Annotated in this window: 16 protein-coding genes and 1 pseudogene; 10 read left to right on the top strand and 7 right to left on the bottom strand. The window is 63.0% G+C overall.

Annotated features, from left to right (window positions below):
* The first annotated feature begins 10 nt into the window (after positions 1-10).
* From BC363_RS11625 to BC363_RS11610, 4 genes are all read left to right on the top strand, one after another.
* Positions 11-274, top strand: a complete 264-nt coding sequence (locus BC363_RS11625) for a hypothetical protein (protein WP_025427439.1) — start codon at positions 11-13, stop codon at positions 272-274.
* 421 nt (positions 275-695) lie between these two features.
* A complete protein-coding gene (locus BC363_RS11620) occupies positions 696-2,255 on the top strand; it encodes a caspase family protein (RefSeq protein WP_065793869.1) in 1,560 nt (519 codons plus the stop codon).
* A gap of 274 nt (positions 2,256-2,529) precedes the next feature.
* On the top strand, positions 2,530-3,222 hold the full coding sequence (locus tag BC363_RS11615) for a redoxin domain-containing protein (RefSeq protein ID WP_065783412.1): 693 nt from the start codon (positions 2,530-2,532) through the stop codon (positions 3,220-3,222).
* 293 nt (positions 3,223-3,515) lie between these two features.
* Positions 3,516-4,283 carry an MBL fold metallo-hydrolase gene (locus tag BC363_RS11610; RefSeq protein ID WP_065783411.1) on the top strand — a complete coding sequence of 256 codons (768 nt, stop codon included), beginning with the start codon at positions 3,516-3,518 and terminating at the stop codon, positions 4,281-4,283.
* A gap of 7 nt (positions 4,284-4,290) precedes the next feature.
* Here the strand turns inward: BC363_RS11610 and BC363_RS34345 are convergent.
* A pseudogene (locus tag BC363_RS34345) lies at positions 4,291-4,356 on the bottom strand (hypothetical protein); the annotation flags it as partial.
* 40 nt (positions 4,357-4,396) lie between these two features.
* Positions 4,397-4,672, bottom strand: a complete 276-nt coding sequence (locus BC363_RS11605; protein ID WP_065783410.1) for a hypothetical protein — start codon at positions 4,670-4,672, stop codon at positions 4,397-4,399.
* 107 nt (positions 4,673-4,779) lie between these two features.
* On the opposite strand from BC363_RS11605, the gene BC363_RS11600 reads away from it, so the two are divergent.
* Both BC363_RS11600 and BC363_RS11595 read left to right on the top strand, forming a co-directional pair.
* Positions 4,780-6,000 carry a DNA-binding protein gene (locus BC363_RS11600; RefSeq protein WP_065783409.1) on the top strand — a complete coding sequence of 407 codons (1,221 nt, stop codon included), beginning with the start codon at positions 4,780-4,782 and terminating at the stop codon, positions 5,998-6,000.
* Between the two features lie 9 nt (positions 6,001-6,009).
* A complete protein-coding gene (locus BC363_RS11595) occupies positions 6,010-6,678 on the top strand; it encodes a PQQ-binding-like beta-propeller repeat protein (protein ID WP_065783408.1) in 669 nt (222 codons plus the stop codon).
* Between the two features lie 170 nt (positions 6,679-6,848).
* Here the strand turns inward: BC363_RS11595 and BC363_RS11590 are convergent, their stop codons facing one another.
* Positions 6,849-8,258, bottom strand: a complete 1,410-nt coding sequence (locus tag BC363_RS11590) for an adenylate/guanylate cyclase domain-containing protein (protein WP_065783407.1) — start codon at positions 8,256-8,258, stop codon at positions 6,849-6,851.
* Between the two features lie 212 nt (positions 8,259-8,470).
* Here BC363_RS11590 and BC363_RS11585 point away from each other — a divergent pair, with 212 nt between their 5' ends.
* From BC363_RS11585 to BC363_RS11570, 4 genes are all read left to right on the top strand, one after another.
* Positions 8,471-9,538 carry a cyclic nucleotide-gated ion channel gene (locus BC363_RS11585; protein WP_065783406.1) on the top strand — a complete coding sequence of 356 codons (1,068 nt, stop codon included), beginning with the start codon at positions 8,471-8,473 and terminating at the stop codon, positions 9,536-9,538.
* Positions 9,539-9,680: 142 nt separating this feature from the next.
* The gene (locus BC363_RS11580; protein WP_065783405.1) at positions 9,681-10,514 is read left to right on the top strand and encodes a response regulator; all 834 of its coding nucleotides are present in this window, start codon (positions 9,681-9,683) and stop codon (positions 10,512-10,514) included.
* Between the two features lie 440 nt (positions 10,515-10,954).
* Entirely contained in the window at positions 10,955-12,223 is a 1,269-nt protein-coding gene (locus tag BC363_RS11575) for a diguanylate cyclase (RefSeq protein WP_244519857.1), read from the top strand.
* 182 nt (positions 12,224-12,405) lie between these two features.
* Complete coding sequence (locus BC363_RS11570) at positions 12,406-12,888, top strand: VOC family protein (protein WP_065783403.1); 483 nt, start codon at positions 12,406-12,408, stop codon at positions 12,886-12,888.
* A 237-nt stretch (positions 12,889-13,125) separates the two neighbouring features.
* Here BC363_RS11570 and BC363_RS11565 read toward each other — a convergent pair whose 3' ends face one another.
* From BC363_RS11565 to BC363_RS11550, 4 genes are all read right to left on the bottom strand, one after another.
* Entirely contained in the window at positions 13,126-13,725 is a 600-nt protein-coding gene (locus tag BC363_RS11565) for a YdeI/OmpD-associated family protein (RefSeq protein ID WP_065783402.1), read from the bottom strand.
* Positions 13,726-14,124: 399 nt separating this feature from the next.
* The gene (locus BC363_RS11560) at positions 14,125-15,129 is read right to left on the bottom strand and encodes a GlxA family transcriptional regulator (RefSeq protein ID WP_057210910.1); all 1,005 of its coding nucleotides are present in this window, start codon (positions 15,127-15,129) and stop codon (positions 14,125-14,127) included.
* A 455-nt stretch (positions 15,130-15,584) separates the two neighbouring features.
* Positions 15,585-15,779 carry a hypothetical protein gene (locus BC363_RS11555; protein WP_083222405.1) on the bottom strand — a complete coding sequence of 65 codons (195 nt, stop codon included), beginning with the start codon at positions 15,777-15,779 and terminating at the stop codon, positions 15,585-15,587.
* A gap of 120 nt (positions 15,780-15,899) precedes the next feature.
* The gene (locus tag BC363_RS11550) at positions 15,900-16,220 is read right to left on the bottom strand and encodes a hypothetical protein (RefSeq protein ID WP_244519856.1); all 321 of its coding nucleotides are present in this window, start codon (positions 16,218-16,220) and stop codon (positions 15,900-15,902) included.
* Positions 16,221-16,311: the final 91 nt, after the last annotated feature.

Genomic DNA, 16,311 nt, shown 5'->3' with positions numbered 1-16,311 from the left:
TCGATGGGCGATGAAGACATTTGTGATTGCTTTGCTTTCCGGCGTGCTGGCGGCAGGGGCGGTATCGGCCGCGACTGTCACGAACAAGGATGGCGAGACTGCTGTTCTGGTTGTCGTCGAGGGTGAAAGCCGCATGGAAGTGGCGATCAGCGCCGGCGCCACGGAGATGATCTGCCCCAGTGGCTGCTTCGTCACCACGCCGAGCGGCGACCGCATCGGCCTGCAGGGCGACGAGAATGTCGAGATCGTCAACGGTTCGGCGATCGTCAAGTAAGAGCACCTCTTCATACCGGAATTTCGAAACGGCGTCGGGATCACCCGGCGCCGTTTCCGTTTCGGGACCTCGCCGGCAAAATCCGCATGCAAGGGGCCGTAAACCGAATGGGTTAGAGCCCCCTAATCCCATTTGGCAATTGAATGAAATGCGGCCATCGTTCGTTAATCCAGGGACGAGCTTGCCAAGCGTTTTCGTGCGGAACGGGTGTCGGAGGGGCGGGCCGGCCGCATTGACAGGGCCGGCAATGGACCGCACCCTTCAGATTGTCGGCCGGTGCGCGGGCGGCGGGGCAGGCGACTTTGTACGCACTAAGGTCGCTGCAGCACTTTGAACTGCCGCATGTTTTTATCCTTAAATCGGCAAGGATTTAAGGAAACACGCAATAGGGACATGGACGGGCATGTCCGGGGGGTATGACATGCATTGCCTTCGCATGGTCATGACGGTCTTCCTGGTGCTGATCTGTTCGCAGGCGCTTGCCGAAAAGCGGGTGGCGCTGGTCATCGGCAATTCGGCCTATCAGCATGTGCCGACGCTGCCCAACCCCGACAACGATGCCGGCGACATGGCGGCCAAGCTGAGGGATCTGGGCTTCGAGGTCGTCGTCGGCCGCGACCTCGATCTTGCCGGCGTCCGCAACACGATCCGCGATTTCGTCGGCAAGCTCGACGGCGCCGACCTGGCGCTGTTCTACTATGCCGGGCACGGCCTGCAGGTGAACGGCGAGAATTACATCGCGCCCGTCGACGCCAAGCTTCTTTCCTATATCGACCTCGAATTCGAGGCGGTGCCGATCAACCTGATCCTTTCGGCGATGGAGCGCAGCACCCGGGTCAATCTGGTGTTTCTCGATGCCTGTCGCGACAATCCGCTGGCCGTCAATCTTGCCCGTTCGATGGGCACGCGCTCCAGCTCGATCGGCCGGGGGCTGGCGAAGGTCGGCACCGGCATCGGCTCCCTGATCGCCTTTGCCACCCAGCCCGGCAACGTCGCGCTCGATGGCGCCGGACGCAACTCGCCCTTTACGGCCGCTCTGCTTCGCCATCTCGGCAAGCCGGGGCGGGACATTACCCGCGAGCTGATCGACGTGCGCCGCGACGTGCTGGCGGCGACCGCTGGCAAACAGGTGCCCTGGGACAATTCCTCGCTGACGGGCGAGGTGGTGCTGAAGCCGTCGACGGCGCCGGAAGCCGCCGCATCGACCGGCAGCGGCAAGGGGGATAATGCGGCCGAGCTTGCCTATTGGGATACGATCAAGGGATCGAGCGACCGGGACCTGTTCGACGCCTATCTCCAGCAATATCCCGCCGGCACGTTCGTTTCTCTGGCCAAGGCGAAGATCAGGATCATCGAGCGCGCCGCTGCCGATGGGGCTGCGGCAACCGAGCAAGTGGCCGCGCTGACGCAGCCGCCGGTTACCGAAACCCCGGCGCTTGAAACCACTGAGCCGGACCGCGAGCTGGTGCGCTCGATCCAGAAGGAGCTGAACCGCGTCGGCTGCCGCGCCGGCAGCGAAGACGGGCTCTGGGGTTTGGGCAGCCGCCGGGCGCTGGAGCAGTTCGCCAGGCTCAGCAAGGTCGAGCTTGCGGCTCTCGAACCGTCTGGTGACGTGCTGGCGCGATTGCGGACGCAGAAGGCGCAGATCTGCCCGCTTGTCTGCGCCCAGAACCAGCAGCTGAAAAGCGGCCGCTGCGTTGACGTCAAACGCGAGGCGAAGCTGCCGGAGCCGTCGAAGACGCGCAGCACCGGCGAGACGCCGGCCAAAAAGACACCATCGAACGCGATCACGGCGCCGGATGACGCCAAGAGAAAGAGCTTCGCCAGTTGCCCGGCGAGTGCCCAGCTTGCGGCCCGCCAGACGTTGCAGCCCGGCACGGGGCGCGGACGCACGGTGAGATCCGCCACGCATTCTTGCGGCCGCGCCTTCGTTTGCCGCCGGGCCGCCCGCGGGCAGCCCTGGGATTGCGACTGGCGGTGAGAGCACCGCGCAAACCGTCATGGTCGCGAGACGACGTGATTGGCGAGTGACATTCGAGCGCCGCGCGTCAAATATGACGCGCAAGGGACGCTGTAACGCTTTAAACTTGCTGCATAATTCCTTAGATCGGATCCGATTTAAGGAATTGTGCAGCAGAGCGTTTCCGGTACAGACGGAATGGTGGAAACGCTCTATCTCTTTGTTTGTAGGCAATTCCGGACGCAAAACGCTCCGCACTTTTGCTGGAATTGCTCTGGAGGGAGGACGGTTTTCCATGGCGAATGAGCTTCCAGCACTCTCCCCAGGGGAGGCCGCTCCAGCGTTCTCGCTGCCCGCTGCCAACATCGAGGGCATGGTGTCGCTCGCGGACCTGCGTGGCCGACCGTTCCTTATCGGGCTGTTTCGCGGCCTGCATTGCCCGTTCTGCCGGCGTCAGCTCCGGCAGTTTTCAGCACTCCAGCCCGCCTTGCACGAGGCGGGCGTCGAGACGCTGGCCGTGATCAACACGCCGGTGGAGCGGGCGCGGCTCTATCTCCAGTTCCAGCCGACGCCGGTCACGGTGCTGTGCGATCCCGACTGCCGAACGCATCGCGACTTCGGTGTGCCACGCGTCGTCTTCGCGGCAGCCGACAGCGGGGAGAAGCCGCAATGGCCCTTCCACACCAGCGTCGAACAATTTGCCGCCGCGCGCATCAACCCGAACGGCGAAATGGCCGAGCCGATGCAGCCGATGGAGGCCAATACCGTGCTCAATGCCAAGGATGGCTTCGAGCTGCTGGACGCCGACCGGTCCATTTTCGAGAATCACGGCACCCAGCTTGTCGGCCATTTCCTCGTCGATGCATTGGGCCGCATTGCCTGGGCTGAGATTGAGGCGCGCAACGGGCCGGAGGCGATCGGGACTTTTCCGACCGCTGAGCGGATCATCGCCGCCGCAAGAGATATCGCGATTTCTTCCGCCAAGTAGGGCACGGCGATGATGGACGCGGCGGTGGCGAAGGCTGGGGCCTTATGCATGCGCCGATGTTTCAGTCGCGCCGATGACCGAAGCCTGTTCGCGTGTCGCGCTGTTGGCGGTCTGCCTCGGCCGGCCCCGCCCGCGTGTTTTCGGCTCGCGTAGACGAGGGCGATCGAGGCGGCGATGAACAGCGGCAGCCGGAAAGGCTGCGGCAAGGCCGCATTTCGGGGCTTGATTTTACCGTGGCAATCGCAACGATCCGGCTACCTTCAAACATGGCTCGCCGCCAGAGGATGCCCCCCATGAAACTGCAGCTGATCCGTAACGCCACCCTGAAGCTCGACTATGCCGGCCGCACGGTGCTGATCGATCCCTATCTCGCGCCGAAACACAGCCTGCCATCCTTTGCCAATCGGTCGGAGAACCCGATGGTCGAGCTGCCGGTGTCGATCGAGACGATTCTCGACGGCGTCGAGCTGGTCATCGTCTCGCACCTGCACTCCGATCATTTCGACAGCGTGGCCAAGGAGCGCTTGGCGAAGCATCTGCCGATCTTCTGTCAGCCAGGCGACGAAGGGGAGATCCGCGCGGCGGGTTTTACCGATGTTACGCCGCTCAATGATCGGGCCACGTGGCAGGGGCTGACGCTGACACGGCGTCAAGGCAGCCACGGTCTTGGTCCTGTCGTCGAGCTGATGGGCCCGGTCATGGGCTTGACGCTTGAAGGCGAGGGCGAGCCTTCGGTCTATTGGGCCGGCGACACCGTGCTCTATCCACCGGTGGCAGACGTGATCGCCGAGACGAAGCCGGACATCATCGTCACCCATTCCTGTGGCGCGCGCTGGGACGGCGACCTGATCGTCATGGACGTGCAGGAAACCGTTGCCGTCTGCGAAACATCCGGCGATGCGGTGGTCGTCGCCACCCACATGGAGGCGCTCGACCATGCCACGATCAGCCGGCAGAACCTGCGCGAGGCCGCCGAGGCGCGCGGCATTTCCGCAACGAAACTACTGATCCCGGCCGACGGCGATGTGCTGGTGCTGTCAGCGCCTGCCGTTGCCGGGTGAATTCCTTTTCGGCGGCAAGTAGTTCCAGGCGCGCCTTCAGCCACGCCTCAGATGAAACGATTTCGTTCTGCATGGTTGGTTTCCTTCGTGTTGAGATCTTTGCCGATCGGGCCTTACGGCCGATGGGCGGAGCTTCGCCCGTCTGCGATCAGTCTGAGCCAGGGCCCGGCGTGGAAGGCACTCATCAGACCGTACATCGCGACCATTCCCGTCAGCGGGGACGTCGGCGCGGTCGTGCAGAGCATGTCCGGTTCGCCGACACTCAGAATGCCGGTCAGCAGCGCCATGATCGCGAAGGTCGGGCTGGCGAGGAGTGAAAGCCGGTCGGATAGGCCAAGTGCTATCGCCCTTCGCCACCCTTCAATCGTTCCGGTTCTGTCCGTCGTCATTTTCGGATATCCATTCGTTGGTCGGTCTTGCAGGTCGCTGCCGATCTGCGGGTACAGTTAGCGCCGGATGCCGGGAGGACGGGAGTTACAAGTTTGACGGGATTGCGATGGACTCGCTGATCACGGCTGCAGCGCGGGCGCTGGCGGCGGGCGATCCGCTCGGTGCGCTGAAACGCGTAGCACTTCGCGACGACGCGCCGGCGCTGGCGCTGCGCGGGATTGCGATGGCCCAACTCGGCGATTTCCCGCGCGCAAAGGTTTTGCTGAAAAGCGCTGCGCGCGCGTTCGGCGCAAGGGAGGCGGTGGCACGGGCGCGATGTGTCGTCGCCGAAGCCGAGATTGCGCTCGTTTCGCGCGATCTCGGCTGGCCCGAAAAGGCGCTCGATACGGCGCGCGCCACGCTCGATGCCCACGGCGATCGCGCCAACGCTGCTCATGCGCGCAATCTCCAGGTCCGCCGTCTGGTGCTGATCGGCCGCCTCGACGCCGCCGAGCAGGCGCTTGCCGGTTTCGACCCGACGCCGTTGCCGCCTGCGTCGCGGGCCGCCCATGCTCTCATTGTTGCGGGCATCGCCATCCGGCGCTTGCGCACCAAGGTGGCGCGTGAGGCGCTGGTGCAGGCCCGAGAGGCGGCGCGCGAAGCGGATGTCCCGGCACTGATCGCCGAAGTCGAAGGCGCATCTCTCGCCCTCGACACACCGGTTGCACGCCTGCTCGCCCGTGGCGAGGAGAAGGCGTTGTTGCTTGAAGAGGTCGAGGCGTTGCTGGCGTCCGGCGCACTGGTCGTCGATGCATGCCGCCATGTCGTGCGGGCAGATGACAGGGTCGTGTCGCTCGCAACGCGCCCGGTTCTCTTTGCGCTCGCCCGGACGCTGGCCGAAGCCTGGCCCGGGGATGCGCCGAGGAGTTTGCTTCTCGCCCGCGCCTTCCGGGCCAGGCACGCCGATGAATCGCACCGCGCCCGGCTGCGCGTCGAAATCGGGCGGCTTCGGGCAGAGCTACGGGACGTGGCAGAGGTAAGCGCGACAGGGCGCGGCTTTGCACTTCTGCCGCGGCACGCCGGGAGGGTCGCCGTGCTGGCGCCGCCCGTCGAGGGGCAGCATGGCGCGGTGCTTGCCTTGCTCGCCGATGGCGAGGCATGGGCGAGCTCGGCGCTGGCGATGGCGCTTGGCGCCAGCCCGCGCACGGTGCAGCGGGCGCTTGACGCGCTTAGCGCCGCCGGCGAGGTGCAGTCGGTCGGGCGGGGGCGTGCGCGCCGCTGGATGATGCCGCCGGTGCCGGGTTTCCCGACAGTGTTGTTACTCCCCGGTCCGCTGCCGAGCGATTAGGATGAAACGATGAAACGAACCTCCGCCGAAATTCTCCGCGAATATGGCCCCTTTCCCGGTGCCGACCACGTGCATGGCGTTACCTTCGACGGCCATCACGTCTGGTTTGCCTCCGGCGATAAACTGAATGCGCTCGATCCCGAAAGCGGGCAGGCGGTGCGCTCCATCGACGTCGCCGCTCATGCGGGAACGGCCTTCGACGGGCAGCACCTGTTCCAGATCGCCGAGGATTGCATCCAGAAGATCGATCCGAAGACCGGTCGCGTGCTTTCGACGATCCCGGCGCCGGGCAATGGCGGCGACTCCGGCCTTGCCTGGGCGGAAGGCACGCTCTGGGTGGGACAGCATCGGGGTCGGAAAATCCATCAGATCGATCCGGAGACGGGGGCCATCCTGCGCACAATCGAGTCCAACCGCGTCGTCACCGGCGTCACCTGGGTCGACGGCGACCTGTGGCATGGCACCTGGGAAGGGGACGTCAGCGATATCAGGCGCATCGATCCGGAAACGGGCGAGGTGCTGGAGAGGCTCGACATGCCGGCCGGCATGGCAGTGTCGGGGCTCGAGGCCGATGGCGGCGACCGCTTCTTCTGCGGCGGAGGCTCAAGCGGCAAGGTGAGAGCCATCCGCCGTCCGAAGCGGCCCGCGGCAGCCGACCGCAGCGCCAGAAGCAAATAGTCCACGCTCTCACTCTGGGTGCCGCTTACGCTACAGCGCCGCGCGTCAAACATGACGCGCTAAGGACGCTGTAACACTTTAAACTTGCTGCATAATTTATCCTTAAATCGATTCCGATTTAAGGAATTATGCAGTAGGCGGTGCGTCGAACACGCTTGCCGACACCGCGATCAAGGTATGGCGAAAATGCTGATCTCGTTGGTGATGCCGCGCAGCGTGACGTTGTGGGTCATCGGGTTGAGGCCGCGGTCGCTGAGCAGGCCGGCGGCGGCCGGATCCTTGAGCACCGCGCTGGTAGCGAAGATCTCCTGGGCGGTCGCCAGGTGCTGCACGCGGGAGGCGATGTTGACCGTCTGGCCGAAATAGTCCTGCCGCTCGTTGAGGCTGACGGCGATGCAGGGACCTTCGTGGATGCCGATCTTCAACAACAGGTCCTCGCTGCTGCGCTCCTGGTTGAGCTGGCGCATGGCCTCGCGCATCCGCATGGCGGCGGCAATGGCGCGGTCGGGCGTCGGGAAGGTTGCCATCACGGCGTCGCCGATCGTCTTGACCACGGCGCCGGCCTCGGCGGCCACGATCTCGTTGAGCACACTGAAATGGGTCTTCACCAGGTCGAAGGCGGCGAGGTCGCCGACGCGCTCGTAAAGCTCGGTCGAGCCGCGCAGGTCGGTAAACAGGAACGTCAGGCTGGTGATCTTCAGGCGCTGGTCGACGTCGATCGTGTCGGTGCGATAGATGTCGCGGAACGTCTGGTTGGTGAGCAGCCGCTTGGCCGTCAGGAAGGGGCGCCGGCGCCCGAGCAGCGCATGCAGCGCTTCGCCGGCGACGCAGACACTCGGCAGGGTGCGCACCTCCGCATGGTTTTCCACCTGGATGCGCAGCGGCCCCGGCTGCAGGCTGATGGTCTCGTTGTGCCGGTGCGTGCGGTCGAACACCAGGGACAGGTTTCGCTTTTCCTTCGTCGGCTCTCCCGATACGTCGAGGAACTGAGCCGCATGGGTCACCGGCTCGAAGATGATGACGAACTCCGCCGGAAGCTGCAGCGCGATGACCGCCTTTTCACCGGGCGGCAGTTCGAGCGTCTCGAGCACGAATTCTTCGACCATTTCCTCGTAATCATCGTCCGGCAGGTCGACGCCGGAGCCCCAGTAGATCTGGCGGAAATATTCGGCGGCCGACAGCTCGTGCGGATTGTGGGCCTCGATGTGGCGGACGCGCGGGCTGACGGTAAACGTCACCTCGATCATCTCGTCCAGCGTCGGCTCATAGCCGGCGGCGCAGAGCGCGCAGGTATAGGCCTCGCTCTGCACTGTCTTCAGCGACGTGTTGGCGTCGAGCACGCCGCCGCAGCCAGGACACAGCACATTCCAAGACAGTTCGAACAGCCCGAGGCGCGAGGCGTGCAGGAAGCCGGCGATCGTCTTTTCTTGGTCGAGCCCGTATTCGGCGGCAAAGGCGAGCGCATTGATGCGGCCGAGCTTGCGGTCCGGCGCGTCGCGCACGTGCCGCTCGAGGGCATCGGCGAAGGCGGGTGCCACCGACTGGCGCAGCACGTCGAAGAGGGCCTGGGTTTCGCTCATGGTGGTATCTTATACTGAAATAGGCGCGCGGTCAGCGCCTTGTCTTGGCGGGCTGGTAAGCTGAGCCGGCTCTTCGACCAGCCGATGGGAGCCGGCGCCGTGTCGACGCTTTTGCCAAGGTCAACTCTGCTCCAGGGCCGTCTCGTTGGCCCCTTTGCGCTTGGCCTGAAGCATCTTATTGTAAGAGGGTGGTAGGCCGCGGGGGGTGTTGAATGTCGGCACGGCCGTTCTCGAAGATTTCTGCGCCGCTCGGCGGGCTGCTCGCCGTGATCGGGCTCGTGGCGGTCGCTGCACTGACGACACCGGACATAACCGGACGAACCAGGCTCAGTTTGGAGGTGCTGCTCGCTCTCATCTGGGCCATCTATATCCTGCAACTGATCGAGACGCTGATGGCGCAGGGCGCGAGAGGCGTTCGGGACAGTATGCCGGCGATCATTATCGATGCGCTTGCCGTCTTGGTTCCTCTCGCCGCGGTGCTGTTCGTCGGCACGCGCGATCAGAGCCTCTACTGTGCCATCTGGCTGCTGAAACCTCTGCGCGGATCGCCCTTCTTCCGGCTTATGGGCAGGGTCCTGAGCAAAGAGGCCCGTAACCTGATCGGCATCACCTCGATCTTCGGCATCGTTCTTTTCTGTGCGGCGCTCGCGGCCTATCTCATCGAGCGCGACGTCCAGCCCGACACGTTCGGCAGCATCCCCCAGGCGATGTGGTGGGCGGTGGTGACGCTGTCGACCACCGGCTATGGCGACAAGATTCCGCAAAGCTTCGCCGGCCGCGTCCTTGCCGGGCTGGTCATGATGTGCGGCATCGGCATCTTTGCGCTCTGGGCCGGCATCCTCGCCACCGGCTTCTACGAAGAAGTCCGTCGCCGGGACTTCGTGCGCAATTGGCAGTTGGTGGCGGCCGTGCCGCTGTTTCAGAGGCTTGGCTCGGCCGCGCTCGTCGAGATCGTGCGGGCGCTGAGGCCCCGCGTCGTGCCGGCGGGCGCCGTCATCTGCCGCAAGGGCGAGACCGGCGACCAGATGTTCTTCATCGTCGAGGGTCGCGTCAGCATCGCGACACCGAACCCCGTGGAGCTGGGCGCTGGCAGCTTCTTCGGCGAGATGGCGCTGATTACGGGCGAGCCCCGCTCGGCGACCGTCAGCGCGGCGACCGAGGTCTCGCTGTTGTCGCTGTATTCGGAGGATTTCCAGATGCTGTCCAGCAGCAACCCGGAAATCGCGGACATCATCCGCAAGACTGCGCTCGAGCGGCGCGGCGCGACGCCGAAGGCCTGACGGCCCCGTATGCCATCGGGTCGTATGCCCAGACCTGAACGCAAGCGCGCCAAGCAGCCATTTCACCGGCCGCTCATTAACAGCCGGGAAAGTCTTTCTCCCCTAGCATGGCTTCGGGGACACTCATTCTTATAGGCGATCAATGTCATTTTTCGGCGTTTCCGGAATGTACTATTCCGGTGAATCCCTTGCTGAGCACCGCATCGTGCTTGCCGAGGACTCCAACCTGTTTTCGTCGATGGTCTCGAAGCGGCTGAAAGAGCTGTTCGACATCGACGTCATCGTCTGCCGCGACTATGACGATCTGCAGTTTGCCGTCGAAAATGCGACGTTCCCGGCGTCGCTGGCCATTTCCAACATCAATCTGCCCGGCGCCGAAAATGGCGAGGCGCTCAACTATCTCATCGAGATGAGCGTGCCGACCGTGGTCTTCACCGGTTCGTTCCAGGAATCGACGCGCGAGAAGATCCTGGCCATGGAGATCGTCGACTACGTCATCAAGGACAGCGTCTTTGCCGTCGACATGCTGGCGGAATCGGTCTGCCGGTTCCTCACCAACCACAAGCACCACGTGCTTGTCGTCGATGACAGCCCGACGGCACGGGCACTTCTGACGACGCAGCTGAAGCGCTACAACTTCCGCACCAGCTCGGCCGAGAGCGGTGCCGTTGCACTCGAGATCCTCAAGAACAACCCCGATATCGGCCTCGTCATCACCGACTACAACATGCCCGACATCGACGGCTTCGAGCTGACGCGGCGCATCCGCAGCGCCTATGGTCCGCATCAGCTGCGCATCATCGGCGTTTCGTCCTCGACCAACCGGCTCCTGTCGGCGCGCTTCCTCAAGGCCGGCGGCAACGACTTCGTCGTGCGCCCCTTCGTCAACGAGGAGTTCTATTGCCGCGTCAACCAGAACCTCGACACGCTGACCAAGATCAAGACCTTGAGCGAAAAGGTCAAAGTCCCGGCATAGGCCGGCGGCCGATCCCGCCGAGCTCGCCGGCTGAAGGGTGAGCAGGCACGGCACCTGGACCTTGCCGCCGCCTTCGATTGAAGGCGGCGGCGCTCTTCCGTCGGTCGTTCGCGCCGGCGCCATTGCAGCTTTCCTGCGCTTGCGACCCGTAGAATTGCCCGGGTCGCGAGAAAAGACTCCTTACGGTTGCCGCATTAACGAAATTGCAATCCGGACCGTCTTCAATCGGCCGCAATAAAAAGTGGGGAACCCGGTAGCGCCTGGTCATGCCAAGACGAAACGTCTGGCGTGATCCGTGCCGGGTATAATCGTATATTGGGAGCCAGCGTCGCCCTTTGGGGACAGCACGCCTGCGGCTCGAAATCGGGATTTGCAGGGACGTGAGATTGCGCCGCACGCCGGGTCGGATGAATTCTGTGCAGAAGCACGGCGACAAGCGCATGCTGCTCATTGAAGATTCCCGCATGTTTGCCACCGCGCTGAAATACGGCCTGGAAACCGTGCATGGCATCCGGGTCACCCATTGCGCCTCGCTTGAGGCGCTGCGCCAGGAAATGACTGCCGCCCCCGGCAGCTTCTCGCTTGCCGTGCTTGATCTCAACCTTCCCGATGCGCCCAATTGCGAGGCGCTCGACTTCATCCTCGCCAACAATCTGCCGGCCGTGGTCTTCACAGCTGCGTTCAACGACAGGACGCGCGACCAGATCCTTGGCCGCGGCGCGCTGGACTGCGTCATCAAGAACCAGCCGGAATCGATCAATCTGCTGATCGGTGCCGTCGACCGGGCCTTGACCAACGGCAAGACGACGGTGCTGCTTGCCGATTCCGACACGCCGTCGCGCGTCGAGCTTGCCGGCATCCTGCGCCGGCAACGGATTTCCGTGTGCGAGGTCACCTCTGCCGCCGATGCGCTGCAGGTGCTCGATTCCGGCGAGGCGATCGATCTCGTCGTCACCGATCTCGATCTCTCCGACATGAGCGGCGCGGCGCTGCTTGCCGAAGTGCGCCGGCGCCAGGGTGACGAGGCCCTGCCGGTGATCGCGCTTTCCGACAGCGGCGACCGCCGGATCGGCGCGCGGTTCCTTGAGGCCGGCGGCACGGACTTCATTCAGAAGCCGTTCCTGGAGGCCGAGTTCAACGGCCGCATCGCCTATGCCGCCGGTATCCAGAAACGGCTGCAGACGCTGCAGCGCCAGGCGGCGAGCGATTATCTGACCGACATCTACAACCGCCGGCATTTCTTCCTGACCGGCCCGCGCTTGGTCGAGCAGTGCCTGCGCCGCGGCGAGACGACCGCCATCGCCATCCTCGACATCGACCATTTCAAGCGGCTGAACGATACCTACGGCCACGAGATCGGCGACGTGGTGCTGAAGCATGTGGCCAAGCGGCTGACGGCGCTGGTCGACGACGAACACCTGCTGGCGCGCCTCGGCGGCGAGGAATTCGGCATCCTGTTCAACGGTTGCGACGTCAAGCGCGCATTCGCCTTCTGCGAGAAGCTGCGCATCGAGCTTGCGAAATCACGCATCGTCGCGGATGACGAGGAACTGTCGATCACCGTGTCGATCGGCCTTGCGACGATCGAGGCGCCGGAATCCTTCGAGAACTACCTGCATGCGGCCGACCAGTTTCTCTACATGGCCAAGCATGCCGGCCGAAACCGCGTGATCTCCGAGCTGGCGTTGCTCGATGCGCTGGCGTCCTAAATAGCTGCAATCCGCCATTTTTCTGACGGTCCAGCGGGGCGGATTTGTTCCCGCATGACGGCGCGATTGCGTTGCTTGCCGGTGTGCCCGCAATAAATCCCTGGGCGTTGTCGGCCCTGACATCCGCGAAACGTCCTCTAGTTAGCTGGACATGTTGCAGCTATGCGAAGAGGAGCCTGCATATGACGAATGTTGTTTCGAATCTCTGGTTTGAGAAGGACGCGCTTGAAGCCGTCGAGTTCTACATCTCACTCGTCCCCAATTCGGCGATCATCCGCACGACGACGCTGCCGGCGGAGTCGCCGAGCGGTCCGCCCGGCAGCGTCAAGGTGATCGAGTTCACGTTAGGCAAGCAGGAATTCATGGCGCTCGAAGCCGGGCCGCTCGACCCGTTCAACCATTCCTTCTCGATCATGATCCAATGCGACAATCAGCAGGAGATTGATCGTCTCTGGAATGCGTTGCTTGAAAACGGCGGTGAGGCCGAGCAATGCGGCTGGCTGCGAGATCGCTGGGGTCTGTGCTGGCAGATCGCGCCGAGGGTGCTGGGCGATATGATCGCCCATTCGGACCGCGAGCGTGCCAAGCGGGCAACCGAGGCGATGCTCGGCATGGTCAAGCTCGATATCGCCGCACTCGAACAGGCGTTCCATAGCCACGGGTGAAGAACCGCCGGGGAAAGCCTGGTAGGGAGGGGCAAGGACTGAAGGTTTGACCGGCGCGAGGGCCTACTGCATAATTCCTTAAATCGGATCCGATTTAAGGATCAAATTATGCAGCAAGTTTAAAGTGTTACAGCGTCCTTAGCGCGTCATTTTTGACGCGCGGCGCTGTATCGGTCCCAAAGCCGGATCGGCGCAGCGACGCCGGTCTTGGCCGCTGCTCGGACGACCCGGTGCCGGCTATTTCCTGGCCTGCGGATAAATCGTCTCACCGCGCTTCAGCATCTCGACGAAGGTCTCGATCTTTTTCCTGCGTCCGGCCTCGGTCTTCATGTTGTGGGTGCGGAAGGCGAGCGCGAAGCGGTTCTGCTCGCTGAGCTTTGCCAGCATTTCCTTCGCGCTCGGCTCGGCCTCGATCGCCGCCTGCAGGTCTTCCGGGATCTTCATGTCCTTGCCGCTGCCATAGGCGCGATCCCAGCGGCCATCGGCTTTGGCCTTCTCGACCTCTTTCAGCCCGTGCGGGGTCATCCGACCTTCGGTGATGAGCCGGGCGACATTGTCGACGTTGATCTGGCTCCAGATGCTCTTCTTGCCACGAGGGGTGTAGCGCTGCAGGAAGCTCCTGTCGTCGAGGCCCTTGCGCACGCCGTCGATCCAGCCCCAGCAGAGTATCACGTCGATCGCTTCCTTCGGTGTGATCGATTTCAGCCCGGAACTCACCTTGTGGATCTTGATCCAGACCTCGGTTTCGCTGGCGTGGTGGGTGCCGAGCCAGGCGTAGAAGCGCTCCGCGTCCTCGAATTCGTGGACCTTGTCCGGGTCGATTATCACGGGTGCCATAGGGCGGTTTGCTCCTGATCGTGGCGTGCCTGTGCTCAAACGCGGCACTAAGACGCCTGTGATTCCCAGGTTGCAACATTCAAGGCAAAATCGCGCGCGGGCAAGCCACCCGTCCGTCGAACGGTCCTTTCGCGGCGCAGGCGCGGATGGGGTGTGACAAAGTCCGCATATAGGCGGCTGCCGAAGCGGATGCCTGAGTTCTCCTCCCGTCATCCTCGGGCTTGACCCGAGGATCCATTTTACGACGCAAAGGGCGCTATTGCGCGAGCGACCTGGATGCTCGGGTCAAGCCCGAGCATGACGGAGCGGAGAAGCTGCTGGCGATCCCGTTGCGCCGCAGCTCGTCACCAGCAAAAAGGGCGGAAAACCCGCCCTCTTGCCTGTCCGTTTCGGCCGGTCCTATCGCGCCATCTGCAGCGTCAGCTTGCGGTCGGCGCGCTCCTGTTGCGGCGAGCGATTGTAGAGTTCGCGATAACACTTGGAGAAGTGCGACGCGGAGACGAAGCCGCAGGCGACGGCGACTTCGACGACCGGCATCGACGACTGGATCAAAAGGTGGCGAGCGCGGTCGAGCCGGATTTCCAGATAGTAGCGGGCAGGGGAGCGACCCATCTCCTGGCGGAACAGCCGTTCGATCTGGCGGCGCGACAGGTCGGCGCCCTCGGCGATCTCCAGGAGCGACAGCGGTTCGGCAAGGTTGCCTTCCATCAGTTCGATGATCGACAGCACCTTGGCGTTCTGGACGCCGAGACGGGCGCGCAGCGGCAGCCGCTGGCGATCGTGGGGCCCACGCACGCGGTCGGTCAGCGCCTGTTCGCAGACGCGGTTGACGAGATTCTCGCCGAAATCCTGGTCGATCAGGTTCAGCATCATGTCGAGCGAGGCGGTGCCGCCGGCGCAGGTGTAGATGTTGCTGTCGATTTCATAGAGGTCGGCATAGACGTCGACCTGCGGGAAGTTCTCGGAGAAGCCCGGCAGGTTTTCCCAATGAATGGCGCAGCGCTTGCCCGTCAAGAGGCCGGCCGACGCCAGCACATGGGCGCCGGTACAGAGGCTGCCGACGGCGACGCCACGGTTGTAGACCTCGCGAAGCCAGGCATTGACCGACTTGTTGTTGAAATCCTCGACATAGATGCCGGAACAGACCAGCACCATCGACGGGCGGTTTTCCCCGCCCAGGAACTTGCGTTCGTCGGCAAGAGACGAATTGACCTCGAGGGCGATGCCGCTCGAGGAGAGAACCTTTTCGCCGTCGGTCGATGTGAGGCGCCATGTATAGGCCTCATAGCCGAGCATGCGGTTGGCGATGCGGAGCGTTTCGATGGCAGCCGAAAACGGCAGCATGGAAAAGTTCGGCACCAGGAAGAAGACGAGAGAACGCTTTTTGGTCAAGGGCTTGTTCATGTGGCTTCCCATGCTTGGCGATGCCGTATATTCGTCGCTTGGAAGATACCATCCGGCTTGTCTGTTTGCGACATTGACATGGAAAGCCGCGACCGCAAAGACATTTCGCATTGCGACATGGGGCGGGAAAGCCGCTGCCGAGCCGGCTTTGCGGCTTTTGTAAGGAATGCGACAGATTTACCGGCTCGGCTGACGTAATCTGACAAGAAACGCCAGGGGTGCGTAATTTTCGAAAAGAACGCCTTTAGGTTGTGTTTGCCGATTGCGACGCGGGAATGGTGAAAGCGCCAGGTGTCGGTATCGGACAAATTCTCGCAACGAGCGGTTCATGGCGTTTTGGCGCTCGTCGGCATCCGTCAAGGCCGCAAAAGAAGAAGGGCACCGCCGTCTCGACGATGCCCTTCAGCGGTTCTCGCTCGGGGTCTTGGGTCCCCGAGAACAGATCAGTCGGTCATTCATTGTTCCGTCTTGTGCACCGCATCGTCGACGGAGGGAAAGCCGATGTCCTTCAACGTGTCGTAGGACAGGTTTTCCAGTGCACGTTCGTTGGCATAACGCTTCCAGGCGGCCCAGGCGCGTACACGAAGATTGAAGAGACCCGGGATGGACGAGTGGGAGGATGCCCGCTCCGAGGTCTGGGATAGCTGGATGGTAGACATTTCAATAGTAGACATTCATGGCTCCTTCTGAGTGCCTCAGAGGTCGCGACCACGGTCTATATGTGTCGCAACCCTAATCATCATTCAAACGAATATGTTTGATGTTTTTCATCAAACATGGTGATCAATCAGCGTCTCGCCAAAGATGACGTCGTTACGGACCCGCTTGGGCAGTTTCGCCAATTCGCGGTAGGTTTCCACCCGATTCCGGGCGATTCGTTTTGCCCGTCGTTTTCGTGCAATGCCGTCGATCAGCGATTGCACGTGGGAGAGGAGCGACAGCACGAGATCGCCATCGGGATTGGCCTGTCTGGCAGGCAGGGCATCTGCCATGCGCACGGCCTGTTCCGGAGTGCGATTCATCTTGGGCATCACCTTGCTCACGCGCTGGATGTCCTGCGGGGCAGCGAAGACCATTGTTGTCGCGGACATGGCTGGTTTCCTTCCTTACCGTCCTTGCAACTTGACTATCGGTCTTCGTTGATGTTCAATCAAACGAAATGGATTGAAGCAATCTGTCAGT

It is taken from the genome of Ensifer sp. LC384, from assembly GCF_001695865.1.
GTDB lineage: Bacteria > Pseudomonadota > Alphaproteobacteria > Rhizobiales > Rhizobiaceae > Ensifer.
Note: the sequence above shows the minus strand (reverse complement) of the source record. Positions and strands in the feature narration are given on the sequence as shown.